The organism is Acidimicrobiales bacterium, assembly GCA_035546775.1.
Taxonomy (GTDB): Bacteria; Actinomycetota; Acidimicrobiia; order Acidimicrobiales; family JACCXE01; genus JACCXE01.
In genome coordinates this window covers 109,899-131,434 of sequence record DASZWD010000017.1, presented here as the reverse complement: position 1 = coordinate 131,434, position 21,536 = coordinate 109,899, and the positions used below count along the sequence as shown (strand labels likewise).

General features: G+C 68.7%; 24 protein-coding genes. 16 read left to right on the top strand and 8 right to left on the bottom strand.

Features of this window, described 5'->3' with window-relative positions; translation table 11 throughout:
• From folK to VHC63_04090, 9 genes are all read left to right on the top strand, one after another.
• The coding region (gene folK, locus VHC63_04130; GenBank protein ID HVV35767.1) for a 2-amino-4-hydroxy-6-hydroxymethyldihydropteridine diphosphokinase at positions 1 to 795 on the top strand (795 nt) is incomplete at its 5' end.
• Between the two features lie 170 nt (positions 796 to 965).
• Positions 966 to 1,682, top strand: coding sequence for a DUF2520 domain-containing protein (locus VHC63_04125; GenBank protein ID HVV35766.1), 717 nt, complete (start codon positions 966 to 968; stop codon positions 1,680 to 1,682).
• Complete coding sequence (gene panC / locus VHC63_04120; protein ID HVV35765.1) at positions 1,673 to 2,473, top strand: pantoate--beta-alanine ligase; 801 nt, start codon at positions 1,673 to 1,675, stop codon at positions 2,471 to 2,473. The genes VHC63_04125 and panC overlap by 10 nt, the downstream gene beginning before the upstream one ends.
• Positions 2,473 to 2,847, top strand: a complete 375-nt coding sequence (gene panD / locus VHC63_04115; protein ID HVV35764.1) for an aspartate 1-decarboxylase — start codon at positions 2,473 to 2,475, stop codon at positions 2,845 to 2,847. The genes panC and panD overlap by 1 nt, the downstream gene beginning before the upstream one ends.
• Positions 2,848 to 2,886: 39 nt before the next feature.
• A complete protein-coding gene (gene nadB, locus VHC63_04110; GenBank protein ID HVV35763.1) occupies positions 2,887 to 4,449 on the top strand; it encodes an L-aspartate oxidase in 1,563 nt (520 codons plus the stop codon).
• A complete protein-coding gene (nadC, locus tag VHC63_04105) occupies positions 4,446 to 5,294 on the top strand; it encodes a carboxylating nicotinate-nucleotide diphosphorylase (GenBank protein ID HVV35762.1) in 849 nt (282 codons plus the stop codon). The genes nadB and nadC overlap by 4 nt, the downstream gene beginning before the upstream one ends.
• On the top strand, positions 5,294 to 6,064 hold the full coding sequence (locus VHC63_04100; GenBank protein ID HVV35761.1) for a type III pantothenate kinase: 771 nt from the start codon (positions 5,294 to 5,296) through the stop codon (positions 6,062 to 6,064). Before nadC ends, VHC63_04100 begins: the two co-directional genes overlap by 1 nt.
• Complete coding sequence (gene lysS / locus VHC63_04095; GenBank protein ID HVV35760.1) at positions 6,061 to 7,464, top strand: lysine--tRNA ligase; 1,404 nt, start codon at positions 6,061 to 6,063, stop codon at positions 7,462 to 7,464. The genes VHC63_04100 and lysS overlap by 4 nt, the downstream gene beginning before the upstream one ends.
• 1 nt (position 7,465) lies before the next feature.
• Complete coding sequence (locus tag VHC63_04090) at positions 7,466 to 8,005, top strand: hypothetical protein (protein ID HVV35759.1); 540 nt, start codon at positions 7,466 to 7,468, stop codon at positions 8,003 to 8,005.
• Here VHC63_04090 and VHC63_04085 read toward each other — a convergent pair.
• Together VHC63_04085 and VHC63_04080 are read right to left on the bottom strand one after the other, a co-directional pair.
• On the bottom strand, positions 8,002 to 8,937 hold the full coding sequence (locus tag VHC63_04085; protein ID HVV35758.1) for a methyltransferase: 936 nt from the start codon (positions 8,935 to 8,937) through the stop codon (positions 8,002 to 8,004). The two genes, VHC63_04090 and VHC63_04085, sit on opposite strands and share 4 nt — an antisense overlap.
• Positions 8,938 to 8,964: 27 nt before the next feature.
• Complete coding sequence (locus VHC63_04080; protein HVV35757.1) at positions 8,965 to 9,948, bottom strand: polyprenyl synthetase family protein; 984 nt, start codon at positions 9,946 to 9,948, stop codon at positions 8,965 to 8,967.
• A gap of 113 nt (positions 9,949 to 10,061) precedes the next feature.
• On the opposite strand from VHC63_04080, the gene VHC63_04075 reads away from it, so the two are divergent.
• The 4 genes from VHC63_04075 to radA are packed head-to-tail and all read left to right on the top strand — an operon-like array spanning position 10,062 to position 15,089.
• Positions 10,062 to 12,578 carry an ATP-dependent Clp protease ATP-binding subunit gene (locus tag VHC63_04075; protein ID HVV35756.1) on the top strand — a complete coding sequence of 839 codons (2,517 nt, stop codon included), beginning with the start codon at positions 10,062 to 10,064 and terminating at the stop codon, positions 12,576 to 12,578.
• A gap of 13 nt (positions 12,579 to 12,591) precedes the next feature.
• Complete coding sequence (locus tag VHC63_04070) at positions 12,592 to 12,975, top strand: universal stress protein (protein HVV35755.1); 384 nt, start codon at positions 12,592 to 12,594, stop codon at positions 12,973 to 12,975.
• A 4-nt stretch (positions 12,976 to 12,979) separates the two neighbouring features.
• The gene (locus VHC63_04065) at positions 12,980 to 13,729 is read left to right on the top strand and encodes a hypothetical protein (protein ID HVV35754.1); all 750 of its coding nucleotides are present in this window, start codon (positions 12,980 to 12,982) and stop codon (positions 13,727 to 13,729) included.
• Between the two features lie 10 nt (positions 13,730 to 13,739).
• A complete protein-coding gene (gene radA, locus VHC63_04060) occupies positions 13,740 to 15,089 on the top strand; it encodes a DNA repair protein RadA (GenBank protein HVV35753.1) in 1,350 nt (449 codons plus the stop codon).
• On the opposite strand, the gene VHC63_04055 is transcribed toward radA, so the two are convergent.
• Entirely contained in the window at positions 15,086 to 15,523 is a 438-nt protein-coding gene (locus VHC63_04055; GenBank protein ID HVV35752.1) for a VOC family protein, read from the bottom strand. The two genes, radA and VHC63_04055, sit on opposite strands and share 4 nt — an antisense overlap.
• A gap of 26 nt (positions 15,524 to 15,549) precedes the next feature.
• On the opposite strand from VHC63_04055, the gene disA reads away from it, so the two are divergent.
• Positions 15,550 to 16,596, top strand: coding sequence for a DNA integrity scanning diadenylate cyclase DisA (gene disA, locus VHC63_04050; protein HVV35751.1), 1,047 nt, complete (start codon positions 15,550 to 15,552; stop codon positions 16,594 to 16,596).
• Between the two features lie 204 nt (positions 16,597 to 16,800).
• Here the strand turns inward: disA and VHC63_04045 are convergent, their stop codons facing one another.
• Together VHC63_04045 and VHC63_04040 are read right to left on the bottom strand one after the other, a co-directional pair.
• On the bottom strand, positions 16,801 to 17,613 hold the full coding sequence (locus VHC63_04045; protein HVV35750.1) for a CPBP family intramembrane glutamic endopeptidase: 813 nt from the start codon (positions 17,611 to 17,613) through the stop codon (positions 16,801 to 16,803).
• A gap of 18 nt (positions 17,614 to 17,631) precedes the next feature.
• Positions 17,632 to 17,997, bottom strand: coding sequence for a VOC family protein (locus VHC63_04040; GenBank protein ID HVV35749.1), 366 nt, complete (start codon positions 17,995 to 17,997; stop codon positions 17,632 to 17,634).
• Positions 17,998 to 18,049: 52 nt separating this feature from the next.
• Between VHC63_04040 and VHC63_04035 the strand changes: the two genes are divergently transcribed.
• Positions 18,050 to 18,703 (top strand): dienelactone hydrolase family protein, encoded by a 654-nt coding sequence (locus VHC63_04035; GenBank protein ID HVV35748.1) that lies wholly within the window; start codon positions 18,050 to 18,052, stop codon positions 18,701 to 18,703.
• Between the two features lie 8 nt (positions 18,704 to 18,711).
• On the opposite strand, the gene VHC63_04030 is transcribed toward VHC63_04035, so the two are convergent.
• From VHC63_04030 to VHC63_04020, 3 genes are all read right to left on the bottom strand, one after another.
• Positions 18,712 to 19,551, bottom strand: coding sequence for an acyl-CoA thioesterase domain-containing protein (locus VHC63_04030; GenBank protein HVV35747.1), 840 nt, complete (start codon positions 19,549 to 19,551; stop codon positions 18,712 to 18,714).
• A gap of 69 nt (positions 19,552 to 19,620) precedes the next feature.
• Positions 19,621 to 20,274 carry a hypothetical protein gene (locus VHC63_04025; protein ID HVV35746.1) on the bottom strand — a complete coding sequence of 218 codons (654 nt, stop codon included), beginning with the start codon at positions 20,272 to 20,274 and terminating at the stop codon, positions 19,621 to 19,623.
• Positions 20,274 to 20,933 (bottom strand): Crp/Fnr family transcriptional regulator, encoded by a 660-nt coding sequence (locus VHC63_04020; GenBank protein ID HVV35745.1) that lies wholly within the window; start codon positions 20,931 to 20,933, stop codon positions 20,274 to 20,276. Before VHC63_04020 ends, VHC63_04025 begins: the two co-directional genes overlap by 1 nt.
• A 113-nt stretch (positions 20,934 to 21,046) precedes the next feature.
• Here VHC63_04020 and VHC63_04015 point away from each other — a divergent pair, with 113 nt between their 5' ends.
• A complete protein-coding gene (locus VHC63_04015) occupies positions 21,047 to 21,529 on the top strand; it encodes a CarD family transcriptional regulator (protein ID HVV35744.1) in 483 nt (160 codons plus the stop codon).
• The last annotated feature ends 7 nt before the right edge of the window (positions 21,530 to 21,536 follow it).

Sequence of the window (21,536 nt, the reverse complement as noted above, 5' to 3'; positions counted from 1 at the left end):
CGCGAACTGCTGGAGTTGGCGCACGCGCTCGAAGACGCGGCCGGCCGCGTGCGAACGGAACACTGGGGGCCGCGCACCCTCGACGTCGACGTCCTGTTCGTGGGTGATCTCACGGTGAACGAGCCCGATCTCGTGGTCCCGCATCCGCTGTGGCGCCAGCGGGCGTTCGTCGTCGAACCCTTGCGCGAGGTCGCCGACGCGTCGATCGACGTGCCCACGCTGGACACGTCAGGCGTGACCAACCTCGGTTCGTTGTGGGGCGAGTGGGACCTGTCGGTCACGCCGGCCGACGCCGTCCGCTGGATGCGCGGGTGGGACGGGCCCTGGGCGGTGGCCGGGGGCTGGGCTATCGAGTTGTTCGTCGGCCGGCGAGTGCGCGACCACCGCGACCTCGAAATCGCCGTCGCCCGCGCTGACGCCGACCGGGTGCACGAGCAGTTCGCCGGCTGGGACTTGTTCTTCCCGTCCCCAGTCGCGATGACGCGCTGGCGGGCGGGCGACCCGCTGCCCGCCGATCAACACCAGGTGTGGGCGCAACGCGACGGCGTGTGGACCCACGAGGTCTTCTTCGAAGACATCCGTGACGGCCGCCTCCATTACCGCCGGGACGCGGCGGTGACGCTGCCCGTCGAACAAGCGATCCTCCGTAGCGCCGAGGGCATCCCGTACATCGCTCCCGAACTCCAACTGCTGTACAAGGCGAAGGCGATGCGCCGCCGCGACGAACTCGACTTCGCCGCCGCCGAACCGCTCCTGTCCGACGCCCAGCGCGCCTGGCTCTCGCTCTACCGCTAACTGTGTGCATCTCCAGGCGGGCCTGGCCGCCCTGGACATGCACACGGGCGACGGCGGGATGGCGGGCAGGCGACGGGCGCGGTGGCGGGGTGCTCTGATACCGTTTTGGTGGAGCGAACGGCACCCACCTGGGGCCGGAACGCAGAACCATGGACAACCCTTCCTTTCGTGTGATCGGCGCTGGCCGGGCGGGCGGTTCGATGCAACGCGCCCTGGCGAAGGCGGGCTGGACCGCGCGCCCCGCGCTGGGCCGCGACGACGACGTGCAGGACGCGGCGGCCGACGTCGACGTGCTCGTCATCGCCACTCCTGACGCGGCGATCGCGGCGGTGGCGCAGTCGGTCGTCGCCGTCGACTCGTGCGTCGTGGTGCACCTGAGCGGGTCGCTCGGACCTGACGTCTTGCTGCCCCACCCGCGACGCGCAGTGGTCCATCCCGTCATGGGGTTGCCCAACCAGGAGATCGGCGCCGCCCGCCTTCTCGACAACGGGTGGTTCGCGCTGACCGAGGGCTGCGATACCACCGGGGCCGACATCGTCGAGGCGTTGGGCGGACGCGCCATCACCCTGCGCGACGACGCCGACACGCGGGCGCTGCACCACGCGGCGTGCTGCGTCGCGGGCAACCACCTCGTCACCATTCTCGGACAGGTCGAGCGGCTGGCGAACGCGGCCGGGGTGTCGCCCGCCGCCTACCTGGAACTCGTGCGGGCCGTGGTCGACAACGTCGAGCAGATCGGCGCGGCGGCGGCACTCACCGGTCCGGTGGCGCGCGGCGACTACGGAACCGTCGAACGCCACCGCGAGGCGATCGCGGCGCACACGAACGACCTCGCGCTCTACGACGCTCTCCTGCCGGCGACGGAGGAGCTCGCCCGATGCAGGTGATCGACACCATCGCCGGATTCCGCAAGGCGCTCGACGCGGAGCGGGCCGAGGGCAAGACCGTCGGCCTCGTGCCGACCATGGGTGCGCTGCACGCCGGCCATGCGTCGCTGATCGACGCGGCCCGCGCGACGTGTGATGTCGTCGCGCTCACCTTGTTCGTGAACCCGCTCCAGTTCGGCCCGAACGAAGACCTGGCCAAGTACCCGAGGCCCTTCGAGGCCGACGTCGTCCTTGCTACCGCCCACGGCGCCGACTTCGTCCTCCATCCCTCCGTCGAGGAGATGTACGGGCCGAACGGGACGCGCACGACGATCCACGTCGCCGAGGTCAGCGAGGGCATGGAAGGCGCGGTGCGCCCCGGGCACTTCGACGGCGTCGCCACTGTCGTCGCCAAGTTGTTCAACGCCGCCGGACCATGCCGGGCGTTCTTCGGCGAGAAGGACTACCAGCAGTTACAGGTCGTGACGCAGCTCGTGCGCGACCTGTCGTTCCCCGTCGAGATCGTGCCGTGCCCGATCGTGCGCGAAGCCGACGGCCTCGCGCTCAGCTCGCGCAACGTCTATCTGTCCCCCGAGGACCGCGCCGCGGCCACTGTGTTGCACCGCGCCCTCCAAGCCGGCGCCGCCGATCTCGACCACGCCGTCGAAGTCATCACCGACATCGTCAACCACGAACCGCGCGCGACCCTCGACTATGCCGAGGCCGTCGTGACCGATCACGAAACCCGTCTCCTCGTCGCTGCCAAGTTCGGCACGACGCGGCTACTCGACAACATAGGAGTGACGCACTGATGCGCCGCCGCATGATGAAGTCCAAGATCCACCGTGCCACGGTCACCGACGCCAATCTGCACTACGTCGGGTCCATCAGCATCGACCCGCGCCTGATGGAGCTCGCGGACATCCTCGAGTGGGAACAGGTCACCGTCGTCGACATCGACAACGGGTCGCGCTTCGAGACCTACGCCATCGTGGGCAACCCGGGCGAGATCACCCTGAACGGCGCGGCCGCCCGCCTCGTGCACCCGGGCGACAAGGTGATCGTGATCACGTATGCCGACTACGAGGCCGAGGAGTGCGAGAACTTCACACCGCGCATCGTCCACGTCGACGGGGAGAACCGGCCGGTGCCGCACAACGTCGCGCTCGAAGCAGCGAGCAACTAAATCGCCGCCCCTCGCGGAGGGGTGCAACGATTGCGTCAGATGGCTGACCTCGACCTCCTCGTCCTCGGCTCCGGCGTGGCCGGTCTGTCGGCCGCGGTGCGCGCGTCGACGAGTGGACTGCGGGTGGGCGTGCTCACCAAGGGTGAACTCGAGCAGTCGGCGACGCGGTGGGCGCAGGGCGGCGTCGCCGCCGTGCTCGCCGACGACGAGGATTCGACGGACCTCCACCTCGCCGACACGCTCAAAGCGGGTGCGGGGCTGTGCGATGTCGACGCGGTGCGCATCCTCGTCGACGAGGGGCCGACGCGTGTCACCGAACTGATCGCCCTTGGCGCGGTGTTCGACCGCGACGAGAACGGCAATTTCCAGTTGGCGCGCGAGGGCGGCCACTCGCGGGCACGGGTGGTGCACGCCGGCGGCGCGGCGACCGGCTTGGAAATCGAGCGGGCGCTGGTCGAGGCGACCCAGACGACGGCGGCGTCGGTTATGGAGCGCTGGCTCGCCGTCGACCTGGTTATGGAGAACGGTCGGTGCCGCGGCGTCGTCGCCCGCCGGCCCGACGGTGAGCGCGTCGAGGTTCGCGCCACCCACACGCTGCTGGCCACCGGCGGCGCCGGCCAGCTCTTCGCCGTCACCACGAACCCGGAACAGGCGACGGGCGACGGCATCGCCATGGCGCTGCGCGCCGGTGTGGCCGTGGCCGACGTCGAGTTCATGCAGTTCCACCCGACGGCCCTGCACCATCCGGCGATGCCGCGCCCGCTGTTGTCCGAAGCCTTGCGCGGGCACGGCGCCATCCTGCGCGACCGCGACGGCAATCAGTTCGTCGACGAGTTGTCACCTCGCGACGTCGTGTCGCGGGCGATGCAGGCGACGATGTCGGCCCAAGGTGTCGACCACCTGTGGCTGGACGCCACCGGACTCGAGCGATTCGCCGAGCGCTTCCCGACGATCACCGCGTCGCTCACTGCCGTCGGCCTCGACCCGGCCAAGGACTGGCTGCCCATCGCGCCGGCGGCGCACTACCTGTCCGGCGGCGTTGTCACCGACCTGGACGGGCGCGCCGCGGTGGAAGGGCTGTGGGCCGCGGGTGAGGCAGCGTGTGTTGGCGTGCACGGCGCCAACCGCTTGGCGTCGAACTCACTGCTCGACGGGATGGTGTTCGCCGCCCGCGTCGTCGAAGCGATCGAAGACGGTCGCGTCACGCCCGAGGCCACCGGTGCCATGCGCGCCGTGCTCGAAGGCGGCACCGGCGGCATCCCGGGCCGGCGTATCGACCGCCCGGAGACGGCGCGCGCCGTTGCGCCCGCCGCGCTCGGACCCGACAAGATCCGCGACGCGCTCCAGCGCGCCATGACCCACGGCGCCGGTGTGCTGCGCAGCGCCCAGTCGCTCGAGGAGACGGACAAGGAGTTGCTGAGCCTCCAGGCCGCGATCCCGTCGTACATGCGCGCCGACGAACTCGAACTCAACAACCTCTTCACCGTCGCCTACGCCTTGCTCGATGCCGCGATGGCGCGCCAGGAGAGCCGCGGCGCCCACGCCCGCACCGACTTCCCCGACACATCGCCCGACTTCCGCTGCCGGCTGGTCATCCAGTGACGGTGAATCTGCACCCGCCGATCGGCGCCGTGCGCGACGCCGTCGAGCGGGCGCTGGCCGAAGACCTCACGCCTATGGGGGATCTCACGGCGGCGCTCATCGACCCGGGCGCGCGCGTCAACGCCGCGATCGTGGCCCGGCAGGAGGGCGTTCTCGCCGGCACCCTGTGCGTCGAGGAGACGTGCCGGCAGGTCGACCCCGACATCGCCGTGTCGTGGGAGATGGGCGAGGGGTGGCCGGTGCAATCGGGGGACATCGTCGGGTACCTCCACGGCTTCCTCCGTTCGGTGCTGACCGCCGAGCGCACGGCGCTCAACTTCCTCTCCCACCTCAGTGGCGTCGCCACGTTGACGGACAGGTTCGTCAGCGCGGTGCGCGGCACCGGTGTGCAGATCCTCGACACCCGCAAGACCACGCCCGGCCTGCGCGCGCTCGAAAAGGCCGCGGTGCGCGCCGGCGGTGGGCGCAACCACCGCGGGTCGCTCAGCGAGATGGTCCTGATCAAGGACAACCACCGCGCCGGGCTGTCGATCGCGGACGCAGTGAAGCAGGCGAAGGAGGCATGGCCGGCGCGCACGATCGAAGTCGAGTGCGACTCGATCGAACAGGTCGGCGAGGCCGTCGACGCCGGCGCGCAGATGATCATGCTCGACAACTTTCAACCCGATCAGATCCGGGGTGCCGTCGCACTCGTCGAAGGGCGCGCGGTAGTCGAGGTCAGCGGCCGCATGAGCCTCGAAACGATTCGCGCATACGCAGCTGGTGGCCCCGACGTGATTAGCGTCGGCGCGCTTACCCACTCGGCCCCCGTGTTCGACTTCGGCCTCGACTTGGAGAATCGCTAGTGCTGCTCGCCATCGACGCCGGCAACACCAACACCGTCATCGGCCTCTACGACGGCCACGCCCTGCTCACGCCGTGGCGGGTCGCGACGCAGGTCGAGCGCACCAGCGACGAGCTGGCGCTGCTGATCACGCAGTTCCTGGCGCAACAGGACATCGATTTCGACGAGCACATCGAAGGCGTGTGCGTGTCCTCGGGCGTGCCGCGCGTGACCTCCGCCTTGCGCGAGATGACGACGCGGTACGCGCCGCAGGCGCGCCTCGTGGTGCTCGAGCCGGGCACCAAGTCGGGCATGCCGATCCTGTACGACAACCCGCGCGAGGTCGGCGCCGACCGCATCGCCAACGCCGTGGGCGCGTACGACCTCTACGGCGGGCCGACGATCGTGGTCGACTTCGGCACCGCCAACACCATCGAGGCGATCAGCGCGGCGGGTGAGTACCTCGGTGGCGCCATCTTCCCGGGCATCGAGATCAGCCTCGACGCGTTGTTCGCCCGCGCCGCCGCCCTGCGCCGCGTCGAACTCGTCGAGCCGCGCAACATCATCGGCAAGACGACCGTGGAGTCGATCCAGTCGGGCGCGATCTACGGCTACGTCGCCCAGACCGACGGGCTCGTGCACCGCTTCCTCGACGAACTGGGCGACGCCACCGTCGTCGCCACCGGCGGGCTCTCGGGGCCGATCGTGCGGCTGTCGCAGACGATCGAGCACCACGAGCCGTGGCTCACGCTGCACGGCCTGCGGATCATCTACGAACGGAACGCGCATTGAGCGTTCCGTACCGTTTCGAAGTCAACGCCAGCGCCGTCGGTCTCCAGGACGACTACGGCGCGCTGCCGGCTGGGGAAGAGACCGGCGTCACGGTGTCGGTCGCGGGCCGGCTGATGTTGCGCCGCGAGATGGGCAAGCTGGCCTTCGGCACGCTCGACGACGCCACCGGGCGTATCCAGCTGTTCGCCGGCAGCAAGTGGACCGCCGAGTTCGACGCGTTCTGCGGGCTGTCACTGGGCGACTGGATCGGCGCCGAAGGTGAGGTCGTCAAGACCAAGACGGGCGAGTTGTCGATCAAGGTGTCGACCTGGACGATGCTCGCCGAGACGCGGCGCAACTTCCCCGACAAGTGGAAGGGCATCTCGGACGCGGACCTTCGCTACCGGCAGCGCTACGTCGACCTGTGGGTGACGCCCGAGGCGCGCGCCGCGCTGCTGGCGCGTACCAGGGTGCTGGCGTCGATGCGCCAGTACCTCGCCGACCGCGGCTTCGTCGAAGTGGAAACGCCCGTGCTGCACACCAGCGCCGGCGGCGGCACCGCCAAGAAGTTCGAGACGCACTTCAACGCCCTCGATACCGACTTCGAGTTGCGCATCGCCAGTGAGCTGTACCTCAAACGACTGGTGGTCGGTGGGTTCACGAAGGTCTTCGAGATTTCTCGCGTGTTCCGCAACGAAGGGTTGTCGCCGCGCCACAACCCCGAGTTCACGATGCTCGAACTGCAGGAGGCCTACGCCGACTACATCGACATGATGACGCTGTTCGAGGACATGATCGCCAACATCGCCATGGACGTGTGCGGTACCACGAAGCTCACCTACAACGACCGCGACCTCGATCTCACGCCGCCGTGGCGCCGAGCGACGATGGACGACCTCGTCGAGGAGTTCACGGGCGCGCGCGTCGACATCAACTCTCCCATCGAGGAGCTACGAAAGGTCGCCGACGAGCACGGCGTTCCCTACGAGAAGGAATGGGGTCCGGGGAAGGTGCTCGTCGAGATCTACGAGAAGACCGTCGAGACCAACTTGTGGCAACCGACCTTCGTCATGGATCACCCCAAGGAAACGTCGCCGCTGGCCCGCGACCATCGTGAGCGCCGTGGCTACACCGAGCGCTTCGAGCCGATCGTGTGCGGCCGTGAACTCGGCAACGCCTTCACCGAACTGGTCGACCCCGTCGAGCAGCGGGCGACGTTCGAGGCGCAAGCGCGCGCCAAGGCGGGCGGCGACGACGAAGCGATGTCGGTCGACGAGGATTACATCCGCGCCCTCGAATACGGGCTGCCCCCCAACGGCGGCCTCGGCGTCGGCGTCGACCGCCTCGTGATGCTGCTCACCGACTCGCAGAACATTCGCGACGTGCTGCCCTTCCCCGCCCTGCGACCCGAGGTGTTCTGAAATGAGACGAGCGCTCGTCGCCATCACCGTGCTGTCCGCGGTCGCCCTCAGTGTCGCGGTCAAGCCGGCGAACGCCAGCGGACCGTGTACCGACGACTCGCGGGCGTGCGTCGTGAGCGCGGCGCAGTCGTATCTCGACGCGCTGGTGTCGCACAACGCGTCGAAGGTGCGCTTCGCGTCGAACGTCTTACGCGACGAGAACGGTGTGATCAGCGGTAGCGGTGCGAAGGCGATGCGACACCAACTGGCAACATCGCAGGAATACAAGTTGATCACGCGTCTCCACGACGAGCGGTGGGTCGCCGAAGGTGACGAGGCCGACGCGTTCTATCGCATCGAGGCCAGTGCCGTCCCCGGCCAAGACGTGCACGCGGCCACGGCGTATGTCGCCGAACGGTTCAACGTGGTGCACGGACTCATCACGCGCATTGACGTCGTCGAGTGTTTCGCCGGCGCACTGACGACGGAGGCTGCCCAGGAGCGTTCCGTGGCACCACTCGTCACGGACTTGTGTCTGCGCAGCGGCCCGAAGGGCCTCTAGCGCGCCAGCGCGTACAGCCGCGGCCAGTGGCCCTTCTGGAAGAAGCGGTGCTGGCCGACGAGGCGCCAGTCGTGCTGGGTCTGCAATGCAGACTCGAAGAGCCTGATCTCGTGCGTCAGCACGAAGAAGCGGCCGCCGAGACGGGCCGCGGCCCGTAGCAACGCGGGATACAGCGCAGCGTTCGCTTCATGCGAGCCGACCGATGTGCCCCATGGCGGATTGGCGACGAGCACGTCGAAGTCGCCTTCGACCGTGAGCACGTCCTCGTTGTAGAGCTCGACGCGCGCGCCGCGGATCGCGGCGTTGCGCAGATGCGTCTTGGTGACGGCGATGGCGTCGGGGTCGACGTCGAAGCCGACGATCCGCTGCGCCGGGCCGGCGATGAGCCGCTCGATCAACAGCGTGCCGCTGCCGCACATCAGATCGGCGAAGCGGTCCGTCGGCTGCGGGTCGGTCAGCTGGATGATCGCGGCTGCGATCGTGGCGTTGAGCCCGCCTTCGTAGCGCTCGGTCCGCCACGCCCGCGCCGACAGCGGTCGGGGTGTGAGACGGAGGAGCACCTCCCAGCGCGGCCGCAGCCGGATCAACAGCTCGCCGTCGGGATCGTCGACGAGACCGGTGGCTTCGGCGATGGCGGAGCGCCACCGCAGCATGTCGTCGCTGTCGCTGCCCGCCGCGCTCACGCGAAACGACGCGAACTTCGAGGGCAGGGCGCGGACGTGTTCGGCGATCGTCGCCACGTGCTCAGGCGAAATCAGCGTGCGCGGTCGTGACACGTCGAACGCAAGTGACTCGTATGCGGCAACGACGGTGCGCCACGCCAAGGCGTCGCGCAGATCCGCAACCTCGATGACCGCCTCGGTCTCGCTCACGGGCGTCGCGCCCGTCTCGCGCACGACGAAGGGCGACATCCCGTCGAGATGCTCGAGCACGACCCGACGCGTCAGGTGCGGCAGGCCTTAAGAACGGCGGGGCAGGGTGTCGAGGACGGCGTCGCCGAGCTTGGCCATCCCGTCCCGGACGGGATTGGCGGGCAGCGCGCCGAGGGCGTCGGTGCCGCGGGCGAGGTAGTCGCGGGCGCGCTCGATCGTGTAGTCGATGCCGCCGCTCGCCCGGACGAGGTCGCGGGCGGTGTCGCGCGCCGCGGAGTCCAGGCGCGTACCGAGCAGCGGGCGCAGCTGCGGGCCGATGTCATCGGACGCCAGCGCCCGGATGACCGGCAGGGTGTAGACCCCTTCGACGAGGTCGTTGCCCGCCGGCTTGCCCAGCTCCTCGTCGGTGGCGACGAGGTCGAGCACGTCGTCGACGAGCTGGAACGCCATGCCGAAGTTGTCGCCGAAGGTGGTGAGGGCGTCGATCTGGTCGCGGGGCAGTCCCGCCACGATGCCGCCGATCCGGGCGGCGGTCGCCAGCAGCGACGCCGTCTTGCCCGAGATCGACGCCGCGTGGGCCGCCTCGGAACGGTCGGCGGAGTACGCCGTCTTCAGCTCGCCGACCTGGCCCTCGCAGAGCCGTCCGATCGTGGCGGCCAACAGCCCGGCCACCTCGGTGCCGAGCGACGCCGCCAACTCGGACGCGCGGGACAGCAAAAAGTCCCCGGAGAGAATTGCGACGAGATTGCCCCACTTCGCGTTGACCGAGGGGACGCCGCGGCGCGTTTCAGCGTCGTCCATCACGTCGTCGTGGTACAGGGAGCCGATATGCACCAGTTCGACGGAAACGCCGCCGGTGATGACGTCGTCGGTGACCGGAGAGCCACCGGCAGCCGCCGCCACCATCGTGAGCACGGGACGCAGGCGTTTTCCGCCGGCGCCGATGAGATGACCGGCGATTTCGGTGAGGTACGGGTCCTCGGCGGTCACGGCGTCGCGTAGCCGAGCCTCCGTGCGCGCCAATCCGTCTGGAAGCCAGGGAACATCCAGGACGTCCAGAATGTTGGCCATCTATCCACAACGCTACGCGGTGAGCCTGCAAGTAAGGCAATCCGCGACCGATCGGGTAACTACCCACCCACCACGTAGACTGAAAGAAAAGCCACCACGGCAGGGGAGGCCTCTTGTTCGAACGATTTACCGATAGGGCCCGCAGGGTTCTCGTCCTGGCCCAAGAAGAGGCCAGGCTGCTCAACCACAACTTCATCGGGACCGAGCACATCCTGCTCGGCCTCATCCACGAGGGCGAGGGTACGGCCGCGAAGGCGCTCGAGTCCCTCGGCATCACCCTCGAGGCGGTGCGCGAGAAGGTTGAGGAGACCATCGGCCCTGCCGGCGCGTCCACGACCGGCTCCCCGCCGTTCACGCCGCGGGCCAAGAAGGTGCTCGAGCTGTCGCTGCGCGAAGCGCTGCAGCTGGGCCACAACTACATCGGCACGGAGCACATGCTCCTCGGTGTCGTGCGCGAGGGCGAAGGCGTCGCCGCCACCGTCCTGCAGAGCCTGGGCGCCGACCTGAGTCGCGTTCGCCAGCAGGTCATCCAGCTGCTCAGTTCCGGCGGCCTCGGGGGCAAGGAAGCTGCCGCTTCCGGTGCCGGCCCCGCGTCGTCGGGCGCCGAGCCGGGCACGTCGGGCTCGGCCGTGCTGGACCAGTTCGGTCGCAACCTCACGACGCTGGCCCGCGAGCACAAGCTCGATCCCGTCATCGGGCGCGAGCGTGAGATCGAGCGGGTCATGCAGGTCCTGTCCCGCCGCACCAAGAACAACCCCGTCCTCATCGGCGAGCCTGGCGTCGGCAAGACCGCCGTCGTCGAGGGCCTCGCCCAGCGCATCGTCGTCGACGACGTGCCGGAAACGCTGACGGGCAAGCAGCTCTACACCCTCGACCTCGGCGCCCTTGTTGCCGGGTCCCGCTACCGCGGCGACTTCGAAGAGCGCCTCAAGAAGGTGCTCAAGGAGATCAAGACCCGCGGCGACATCATCCTGTTCATCGACGAGCTGCACACCCTCGTGGGTGCGGGCGCCGCCGAAGGCGCCATCGACGCCGCGTCGATCCTCAAGCCGATGCTCGCCCGCGGTGAACTGCAGACAATCGGCGCCACCACGCTCGACGAGTACCGCAAGCACCTGGAGAAGGACGCAGCCCTCGAGCGCCGCTTCCAGCCGATCAAGGTGGAGGAGCCGTCGCTCAGCCACACGATCGAGATCCTGAAGGGCCTGCGTGACGGCTACGAGAAGCACCACCAGGTCACCATCACCGACCAGGCCCTCGTCGCCGCGGCCAACCTCGCCGACCGCTACATCGCCGACCGCTACCTGCCGGACAAGGCCATCGACCTCATCGACGAGGCGGGCTCGCGCCTGCGCATCCGCCGCATGAAGGCCAAGCCGGGCCAGCCGACCGAGCAGCAGCTCGCCAAGGTGCGCCGCGACAAGGAAGCCGCCATCGAAGCCCAGCAGTACGAAGTGGCCAAGGAACTGGCGGCCAAGGAGAAGGACTTGCGCGAGCAGGTCGCGGCCGCCCAGGCCGCCGGCATCCCCGTCGACCAGGAGATCAAGGCCGAGGACAACCTCTTCGACGTCGTCGACGAGGAAGTCATCGCCGAGGTCCTCAGCCATTGGACGGGCATTCCCGTCTACAAGCTGACCGAAGAGGAGACGGCCAAGCTCCTGCGCATGGAAGACGAGTTGCACAAGCGCGTCATCGGCCAGGAAGACGCCATCACCGCGGTCGCCCAGGCCATCCGGCGCACGCGTGCCGGTCTCAAGGACCCGAAGCGCCCGTCGGGCTCGTTCATCTTCCTCGGCCCCTCCGGCGTCGGCAAGACCGAGCTCGCCCGCACGCTCACCGAGTTCCTCTTCGGTGACGAGTCGGCGCTGATCCGCCTCGACATGTCGGAGTACATGGAGAAGCACACGGTGTCGCGTCTCGTCGGTGCGCCTCCGGGCTACGTCGGCTACGAAGAGGGCGGCCAGCTCACCGAGCAGGTGCGGCGCAAGCCGTTCTCCGTCGTGCTGTTCGACGAGATCGAGAAGGCCCACCCCGACGTGTTCAACACGTTGCTGCAGATCCTCGAGGACGGTCGCCTGACCGACAGCCAGGGCCGTACGGTCGACTTCAAGAACACCGTGCTGATCATGACGTCGAACCTCGGCACCGCCGACCTGCGCAAGGCCACCATCGGCTTCGCCAAGTCGTCCGAAGCGCTCACCCACGAGCGCATGAAGGAGAAGGTGAACGAGGCGCTCAAGGGCCACTTCCGCCCCGAGTTCCTCAACCGCATCGACGAGATCATCGTGTTCCACGAGCTGAGCAAGGAAGAGATCATCGAGATCGTCGACCTGCTCATCGTGCGGATTCGCGAGCAGCTCGAGGGCCAGGGTCTGGGCTTCGAGCTGACGATGGAGGCCAAGGGTCTCCTCGCCGACAAGGGTTGGGATCCGCAGATGGGCGCACGCCCGCTGCGCCGTGCCATCCAGCGGATGATCGAGCAGCCCCTGTCCGAGAAGATCCTCTCCAAGGACTACGAGGCCGGTCAGACGATCCTGATCGACGCGGAGAACGGCGAGATCGTCTTCAAGATCATCCCGGCGCTCGAAGAAACGCCTCCCGTCGAACTCGCCGGGTCCGGCACGGAGTAGCTTCGGCGGCCGTATGGCCGGCGTCTACAAATCGATCCTGGTTGGAACCGATGGCTCTGCCACCGCGGCGATCGCCGTGGACAAGGCCATCGAGGTCGCGGTGGCGACCGGCGCGGCGCTGACCGTGTTCTCCGCGGGCAAGTCCCCCAAGGCCGACGACGTTGTCGCCGCGGCCCTGGCGCGGGTCAAGATCGCCGGGATCAAGAAGGCGACGGGCAAGGCGGTCGACGCACCGGCGGCCGAAGCACTCGTGGAAGAGGCCGTCAACGGCGGCTACGACCTGCTGGTGCTCGGCAACAAGGGCATGCAGGGCATCGGTCGTTTCGTCGCCAACAGCGTGCCGAACAAGGTCTCCAAGATGTCGCCCTGCGCTCTGCTCATCGTGCGCACCACCTAGATCGTTGCGCAGCCTCCGTTTGGCCGCGGCCGCGGCCGCGCTCGTCCTGTTCGGCGGATGCCAGGCGGCGGTGCGCGTCGGCATCGACGCCAACAATCACGGCGGCGGACGCGTCGTCGCCGTCGTGACCCTCGACCGCGACGCCCAGAAGGTCGTCGGCGACCTCAAGGGCAAGCTGCGGGTCGACGACTTGAAGCGCGCGGGCTGGCGGATCGACGGGCCGACGAAGTCGGGTACCGACGTGGAGATCACGGCGACGAAGCCGTTCACGTCGGCGGCCGGCGCCGCCCGCGCCATCCGTCAGCTCGACGGCGGCAGCGGCCTGTTCAGCGGCTTCTCCGTCGCCCAGCACCGCTCGTTGTTGCGCACCACGACGCAGGTGCACGGCACCGTCGACCTGCGGAAGGGCATCGACGCCTTCAGCGACCCGACGCTGACGCAAGCGCTGGGCACGCCGCTCGGCGCCACCTCAGACGAGTTCGCGCAGCGCATCGGTACCGAGTTGGCCAAAGCGCTGCCGATCACCATCGGCGTGCGCTTGCCCGGTGAGGTGACGTCGAACGCTCCTGTCGAGGACGGCGGGTCTGCGGCGTGGCACCCCAAGCTGGGCGATCGCATCGCGGTCGCGGCGACGGCCAAGCAGTGGAACGTCCTGCCGATCGCGTTGGGCGCCGTCGCCATCCTTGCCGCCGGCACCGCCCTGATCGTCGGCCTCGGCGGGCGGCGCGGCCGCCGCGCTATACCGTCTCCGTAGGATCGGCGCAATGGCCAAGACCCGCACGGTGTTCCGGTGCAGCCAATGCGGCGCCGCGCATCCGAAGTGGCAGGGGCAGTGCGCCACGTGCGAGGAGTGGAACACGCTGGTCGAGGAAGTCGACGTGCCGGCGCGGGTCGCCTACGCGGGTCCCGCGAGCAAGGCGGTGCCGCTCACGTCGGTCGACGCGTCCGACGCCCACGCCCGACCCACCTGGGTCAGCGAGTTCGACCGGGTGCTCGGCGGCGGACTGGTAGCGGGCTCGGTCACGCTGCTCGGCGGCGAGCCCGGCATCGGCAAGTCGACGCTGACGCTGCAGATCCTCGGCTCGCTGGCCAACAGCGGCCGCCGCGGCCTGCTGGTCTCGGCCGAGGAGTCGCCACAGCAGGTGCAGCTGCGCGCCGGGCGACTCGGGGCGCGCCGCGACGGCGTGTGGATCGTGGCCGAGACGGCGCTGCCGTCGATCCTCGCCGCGGTGTCCGAGGTCCAACCCGACCTGCTGGTGGTCGACTCGATCCAGACCGTGTTCGACCCCGAGTCCGACTCGTCGCCGGGATCCGTGACGCAGGTGCGCGAGTGTGCCCACGCCCTCGTGCTGGCGGCGAAGGCATCAGGGGTGCCCACGATCCTGGTGGGCCACGTCACCAAGGACGGCAATCTCGCCGGCCCGCGTGTGCTCGAGCATGTCGTCGACACCGTGCTGTCGTTCGAGGGCGACCGGCACCACGCGCTGCGGATGCTGCGCGCCGCCAAGCACCGCTTCGGTGCCACTGGCGAACTGGGCCTCTTCGAGATGCGCGACGAGGGCCTCGTCGGCCTCGACGACCCGGCTGAGTTGCTCCTCGGCGACCGGCGTCCCGATCTTGCGGGGTCCTGCGTCGTGCCCGTCCTCGAGGGCAAACGCACGCTGTTGGTGGAGGTGCAGGCGCTGGTGTCCAAGACGAACGCGCCGATGCCGCGTCGCTCGGCGCAGGGAGTCGACACCAATCGCCTCGCCACGATGCTCGCCGTGATGCAGCGCAGCGGCGCGTTCTTCTTCGGCGACAAGGACGTGTACGCGTCCGTTGTCGGTGGCGTGAAGGTCGGCGAACCCGCCGGCGACCTCGGCCTCGCCATCGCGCTGGCTTCAGCGGCGAGCGAAACCCAGGTGCCCGCGGATGTCGTGGCCATTGGCGAAGTCGGCCTCGGCGGCGAGATCCGTCGCGTGGCGCACATGGATCGTCGCCTGCAGGAGGCCGCCCGTCTCGGCTTCGGCCGTGCCATCGTGCCCGCGGCGACCCCCGAGGTGCCGGGCATTCAGCTGATGCGGATGGCGACGCTCGCCGACGCGCTCAAGGGCTTCAAGCCGAAGCGCGACTAGAGATCCGGCGGCGGGCCGCCGCGCGACTTGTCCATCGGCGACATGAGGCTCACGTGGTTCCCGTCGGGGTCGACGATGATCGCGTAGCGCGCGCCCCAGAAGGCGTCGAAGGGAGCGCGGTGCGACGGGTGACCGAGCCCGACCATGTGGTCGTGCAGCGCGTCGACGTCTTCGCGCGTGTCGGTGCGGAACGTGATCACGACGCCGGTCCCGCTGCGCCAATCGGGCGCGTAACTACGCGTCAGCGCCTCGCTGTCGATGTCCATCCCGTACTCGCCGTCGAAGGACGTGTGCCAGTGGTGCATCACGCCGTCTTTGATCCAGACATCGTCGTCGGGGATGTCGACGCCGAGCTCGCGGTAGAAGGCGACCGATTTGTTCATGTCGCGCGGGACGATGTCGACGCCGCCGAAGCGGGCGCGGGGAGGAGTCATATCCCCGAACAGTACGATTGCCCGCGATGGCACCGCGTCGGCCCGCCGTGATGATCGAGGCGCTCGCCGCCATCGCGCCCGGCACCGCCCTGCGCGAAGGCCTCGACCGGATCCTCCAGGCGAACATGGGCGCGCTGATCGTCATCGGCGACGGGCCCGACGTGCTCGCCGTCTCCAGCGGCGGCTTCCTCCTCGACGCCGAGTTCTCGGCCCAGCGCCTCTCGGAGCTGGCCAAGATGGACGGTGCCATCGTGGTGACGCCCGACGCGTCGCGCATCGCCCGCGCCAACGTGCACCTCGTGCCCGACCCGTCGGTGCCGACGTCGGAAACCGGCACCCGCCACCGCACCGCCGAGCGCGTCGCCCGCAGCCTCGACATCCCGGTCATCTCGGTGTCCGAGGACATGTCGATCATCACCGTGTACCGCGGCCGCCACAAGCACCGCGTGCAACCAATCCCGGGTCTGTTGGCGAATGCCGGTCAGGCGTTGCAGACCCTCGAGCGCTACAAGCACCGCCTCGACGCCGAAGAGAACAACCTCAACCTGCTCGAGGTGCGCGACCAAGCGACGGTGCGCGACGTCGCCGTCGTGCTCCAGCGCATCGAGATGGTGCGTCGCGTGGCCGACGAGATCTACGACCGCATCGTCGAGCTCGGCTCGGAAGGCCGGCTGGTGTTGTTGCAGCTCGACGAGTTGGTCGGCGGCGTCGACGACGACCGCTTGCTCGTCCTACGTGACTACGCCGCCGAGACGGCGTTCGACCGCGCCGAGAGCACCCTCGCCGGGTTGGCCGACGACGAGCTCGTCGAGTTGTCGGTGGTGGCGCGCGTGCTCGGCCACGGCGGCATCGACCTCGACACGCCCATCTCACCGCGCGGCTACCGCCAGCTCCATCGACTGCCGCGCCTGCCCGAGACCGTCATCGACGCCGTTGTCGACCGCTTTGGCTCGCTGTCCAAGATGTTGACGGCGACCGCCGACGAACTCGACACGGTCGGCGGCGTCGGCGCAGTGCGCGCCCGGGCCATCCGCGACGGCTTCGCCCGCATCGCCGACGCCACCCTGGGCTAGTTGTTGCCTCGCGGTTGCTGTTGCGATCGCCGCAATACGTTGTTGTCAGCAGGGTGCCCCCGATCGGCACTTTGTGGCTAGGCGCGCGGCCACAAATGACCAAAGAGCGACCCGTGCCGACCTCTTTGGTCACGGGCGGTCTCTGTGCGACAACGAATGACCAACGAGCGTTCGTCGGTATCACCTATCGCCGGCGTGGTGTCGCTAGAGCGAGAGCAGTTGCAGCGCGTAGACGGCGTCGCCGAGATAGTGAAGGGCGGCGCCCGGACGCAGTGAACTAGTCAGGGCGCGGAGCAGGCACAAGGCGATTCCGAAGGGGACTATCGCCGGGATCGTCCACCATTGGCCAACGTGGAACGCGCCGAACAGGCAACCGGCGACGATCGGTCCGTGACGGTCCTGCACCCAGCCTCGGAACAACGTCTCCTCGACCGCGATGGTGAGTGGGATCCGGATGAGCAGCTGGAAGGCGACGATCGCGGGCCCGAGTGTGAACGGGATGTCCCCTCGGTTCGCGGCAGGGCTGTTCAGCGACCACGATGGTCCGGGAACGATGGCCCAGAGGTGGTCGATGAACCACAGGCGCACGGGCGACAGGCCGATGAGCGCGAAGATCGCGAACGCAATCCACATGTTGCGCCGGTTCCCGAGCGTCGCGTCGTCCCCCACCCGTCGTCCCCACCAACCGCCAACCAAAGAGCGAAACGACTGATGCTCGACCCGCGGCAGCACGAGCATCACCACGAAGAGCACCCCGACGCTTTGCAGGAGCGCGCCAACGCAGTAGTCGACCAGGCCGGGCTGGATGTCGAACTGATTGGCGATTGGCCGGACGAGCGCCAGTGACGCCAGGCTCGGAGCCGCCGCCAAGGTCACGACCGCCAGTGTCGTCGACCATTCAGCGCGCGCCGGCCGGACCGCCTGTGCCGGTGCCCCCATTGGCGCGAAGCCTACCGGCGGGTATCCGGCTCGGTCCGGAATGCGCGCGTCCCCTAACGACGGAAGGATGTCAGACAACGTGTCGAGAGAACACAGCTAGTACTCGACGAGTTCGACTTCGTAGCCGTCGGGGTCCATGAAGTAGGCGCGGCGGCCCGGTTCGTAGTCCGCCTCGAGGTGGAAGGTGGCGCCGAGCTCGATCGCTCGCCGCCGCGTGGCGTCGAGGTCGTCGACGACGAAGCCGAAGTGGTTTACGCCCGGTCGCAGATAGTCGTGCTCGACGGCGCCGTCGGCCGTGGCCTGGAACAGCGCCAGGTAGCAGCGGTCGTCGCCGACGTGGGCGCCGAGACGGTTGGCGTCGACGGCACCCTTCCAGCGCACCTCGAGATCGAGCAGATCGCAGTAGAACGCCACGGAACGGTCGAGGTCCGAGACGGTGAGGTTGACGTGTTCGAGGAACATGCCGCGCACGGTACGACTTCAAGTCCACTTGAGGTCAAGTACGTTCGTCGGCGTGCGAACGACGCTGTCCACCGGTACGCCCGCGATCCTCGAACGCCCTGCCGGTGAGCCGGCGCGGGGCGTTGTCCTGCTGCCCGACGTCGGCGGGCTGCGCCCGCTGTTCGACGACCTGTGCGCCCGCCTCGCTGGCGAATACGCCTGGGCGGTGTGCGCGCCCGAGCCGTTTCCGGGCAAGGAAGACACGCCGATGGGTCCTGAGCGGCTGGCGCTGATCCCGACGAACGACGACGACCGGTTCCTCGCCGACGTCACCGCCGCCGCGGAGTTGCTCGGCACGGCGCGCACCGCGGCGATCGGCTTCTGCCAGGGCGGCATGTGGGCCTACAAGGCGTCGACGCTGCCCGTCATCGATCGCGCCGTCGCCTTCTACGGGATGGTGCGCAACGCCGCGTGGGCGCGTCCAGGACACGCCGACGCCATCGACTTCCTGCGCCAACCCGGGCGCAAGCCGGTGCTGTCGATCAACGGTGGCGTCGACCAGTGGACGCCGGACGCCGACCTCGCCGACCTGCGGGCGCTGCCCGACGTCGACGTCGTCGTGTACCCCGACGCCGACCACGCCTTCGTGCACGGCGTCGACCGGCCGGTGTACCGCCCCGACGACGCCGCCGACGCCTGGGCCCGCGTGGCGAGGTTTCTCGCCTAGTTAGTCGGTCACCGCAGCAGCAACTCTTGGGCCATCGACACGACGACCTCGCCCGCTTCGTTGCGAATCGTCAGGCGAATCTGGCCGCGGCCGCCGAAGTTCACGAGCGAGTGCATGTCCATGTAGTGCCAGTCGGTGATGCGCGCCGGGCGATGGAACCACACCGCGTGATCGAGCGACGCCACCGGCGGACCCCCAGTGGCCGCGAAGTCGTCGTCCCAATCCATCTTCAGCGGACGCGACCCCATCCCCGTCCAGTCCGAGGCCATGCCGAAGTAGGCGGTGTGCAGGTGGACGTCGTCGCCGATGTCCACCGGCAGACGGAACCACTTGCGCTCCGTGGACTCATACGTGTTGTCGCTGCGCGGCTCGGTGGGGCCGAGGAAGACCGCTTCGAACCCGGCTAGGCCGAAGCCGTCGCTGGCCCCGCGCGCCGGCATGGGGCTCGGGTTGGGCAAGTCGTAGAGCCAGCCGCCCTCCGCGTCGGAGGTGAACGAACCCATGGCTTCGAACGTCCCTTTGCCGTTCTGCGACGCGTGCACCCGGCGCGACGTGTACGCCCGCCCCTCGCGGATCGTGGTGACGGTGTAGTCGATCGGAACCGCCGGGTTGCTGGGGCGCAAGAAGTAGCCGTGCAACGAATGCAGCCGCCGGCCTGCGGGTGCGTTGCGGGTGATGGCGGTGATGGCCTGGCCGATGACGGCCCCGCCGAACATCGTGTTGTCGCGGTCGTCGACGCACGCGCCGACGAACTCGCCCGGGGTTTCTTTCGGGCGGACATCGCTCAGGAGGCGCAGTTGATCAGCGCGCTCCTTGTCGACGTCGAATTCTTCGTCCCAGCCGGGCATGCCGGGCCACGCTATGTGAGCGCGGTGGGCGCCGGCCCCCGAATATCGGCGCGCCGCTGCCGTGATGCGTCAGGAGAGGATGTCGACCTCGGGGCGCTCGTGGGCGAAGTGGCGCGCGTGATGGTGCTGCCCCCGGGTCATCCAGACCTGGCGCAGGTTCGGCAACGTCAGCAGCGGCGCGAGCGCCTCGCCCGTCACGTGGGAACCGCGGACGTTGATGACCCGCAACGCCGGATGGAACGCCAGGGCGCGTAGGCCTTCGTCGGTGACGGCCGTGTCGCAGACGTCGAGGTGCTCGAGAGCGCGCAGGCCGGCGAAATGTTCCATCGCCGCGTCGGTGATGCGCGTCGATGCCACCGACAGCCAGCGCAGTTTCTGCAGCGTGTGAATCGCCGTCGCCGAGCGGTCGCCCACGCGTGTCTTGCTCAGGTCGAGTTCTTCGAGGCTCTCGAAGCGGACCACATGGTCGAAGTCGTCGTCGGTCGTCCGTTCATCGATGCACACGAGCTTCCACAGTGCGTGCGACGCGAGCTGCGCGAGGCCGGAGAGGTCGCTGCTTTCGGCGACGAGGCTCAACGCGCGGTGGCTGGTGTCGGCGAAGTCGTTGCGCCAGGCGGTGCGGCCGAAGCCGAACGGTCTAAAGCCGCGAGGCACTTCGATGTCGGGATGGTGCAGCGCCTCGAATGCCGCATCCGCCTGCCAGGCGTCGCCGAGGGCGCCCACTACATCGCCCGCTGCGCCAGCTGTGGCCGGTCCAGGATCTTGTAGCGGCGATCCGATTGGTGCAGCCAACCGAGGCGGATGAACGCCGAGAGCGCCTTGTTCACCCGCTCGCGCGACGCGCCGACCATGCCCGCGAGTTCCTCTTGGGTCACCGGGAGCACGAACTCCTCGGCTTCGCCCGCGAGTTCGAGCAGGCGCTTGGCCGTGCGGCCGGTCACGTCGAGGAACATCGAGTCGGCCAAGGCGGAGTCGGTCTGGCGCAGGCGGTTCGACAGCAGTTCGACGACGCCCCACAGCAGCGCCGGGTGCTCCTCGAGCACGTCGCGCACGGCGTGGTACGGCACGATCGCCATCTCCGTCGGTTCGAGCGAGCGCGCTTCGGCCGTGCGGGGCTGGCCGTCGAACAGGGGCATCTCGCCGAACAGATCGCCCTCTTCCATCAGGGCCACCACCGACTCGCGCCCGTCGAAGGCGCGCTTGGCGATGGCGACGCGTCCGTCGCGTACGACGTAGAGGCGATCAGCGGTTGCGCCCTCGGTGAAGATGATCTCGCCGCGCCCGTACCGGACGGGAATGGCATGCCCGGCCAGGTCGTCGAGGGACGCCTGATCGAAAAAGCGAAAGAGTTCCGCCCCCGCCAACAACTCTGCCGTGCTCATTGGGAACGTCAGGTTATCGACGCGACAAACACCAGGTGTAGGCGGTTGGTCAACTGGGGTGAAACCCGGTACCCTCGGATCGCGCCCACGCAGTACGAGTCCTTGGGAGAGGCATGCCAACCTTCGACGTCGGTGACAAGGTCGTGTATCCGCACCATGGTGCGGCCGTTATCGAAAAGCGTGAGAAGCGCGAGGCATTCGGTGAGAAGCGGGAATACCTGGTGCTCAAGGTTGCCTATGGCGATCTGACCCTGATGGTCCCGGCCGACAACACCGACGAAGTCGGTCTGCGCGAGGTCATCAACGACGAAGAAGTCGAAGAGGTCTTCGCCGTCCTGCGCAAGAAGGAAGCCCGCATGCCGACCAACTGGTCGCGGCGCTACAAGAACCACGTCGAGAAGTTGAAGTCCGGCGACATTTACCAGGTGGCCGAGGTCGTGCGGAACCTGTCGATCCGCGACAAGGACAAGGGCCTGTCGGCGGGCGAGAAGCGCATGCTGCAAAAGGCGCGCCAGATCCTCGTGTCGGAACTCACCTTCGCCATCGGCGTGTCCGAAGCGGAGGCCGAGGAGCGCCTCGACTCCGAACTGCCCTAGCCGTTCG

Excerpts from the sequence above, each read along its gene's own strand:
- panC (HVV35765.1), top strand. The coding sequence starts at position 1,673 with ATGCAGGTGATCGACACCATCGCCGGATTCCGCAAGGCGCTCGACGCG.
- panD (HVV35764.1), top strand. The coding sequence starts at position 2,473 with ATGCGCCGCCGCATGATGAAGTCCAAGATCCACCGTGCCACGGTCACC.
- nadB (HVV35763.1), top strand. The coding sequence starts at position 2,887 with ATGGCTGACCTCGACCTCCTCGTCCTCGGCTCCGGCGTGGCCGGTCTG.
- VHC63_04090 (HVV35759.1), top strand. The coding sequence starts at position 7,466 with ATGAGACGAGCGCTCGTCGCCATCACCGTGCTGTCCGCGGTCGCCCTC.
- VHC63_04080 (HVV35757.1), bottom strand. The coding sequence starts at position 9,948 with ATGGCCAACATTCTGGACGTCCTGGATGTTCCCTGGCTTCCAGACGGA.
- VHC63_04070 (HVV35755.1), top strand. The coding sequence starts at position 12,592 with ATGGCCGGCGTCTACAAATCGATCCTGGTTGGAACCGATGGCTCTGCC.
- radA (HVV35753.1), top strand. The coding sequence starts at position 13,740 with ATGGCCAAGACCCGCACGGTGTTCCGGTGCAGCCAATGCGGCGCCGCG.
- VHC63_04055 (HVV35752.1), bottom strand. The coding sequence starts at position 15,523 with ATGACTCCTCCCCGCGCCCGCTTCGGCGGCGTCGACATCGTCCCGCGC.
- disA (HVV35751.1), top strand. The coding sequence starts at position 15,550 with ATGGCACCGCGTCGGCCCGCCGTGATGATCGAGGCGCTCGCCGCCATC.
- VHC63_04040 (HVV35749.1), bottom strand. The coding sequence starts at position 17,997 with ATGTTCCTCGAACACGTCAACCTCACCGTCTCGGACCTCGACCGTTCC.
- VHC63_04030 (HVV35747.1), bottom strand. The coding sequence starts at position 19,551 with ATGCCCGGCTGGGACGAAGAATTCGACGTCGACAAGGAGCGCGCTGAT.
- VHC63_04020 (HVV35745.1), bottom strand. The coding sequence starts at position 20,933 with ATGAGCACGGCAGAGTTGTTGGCGGGGGCGGAACTCTTTCGCTTTTTC.
- VHC63_04015 (HVV35744.1), top strand. The coding sequence starts at position 21,047 with ATGCCAACCTTCGACGTCGGTGACAAGGTCGTGTATCCGCACCATGGT.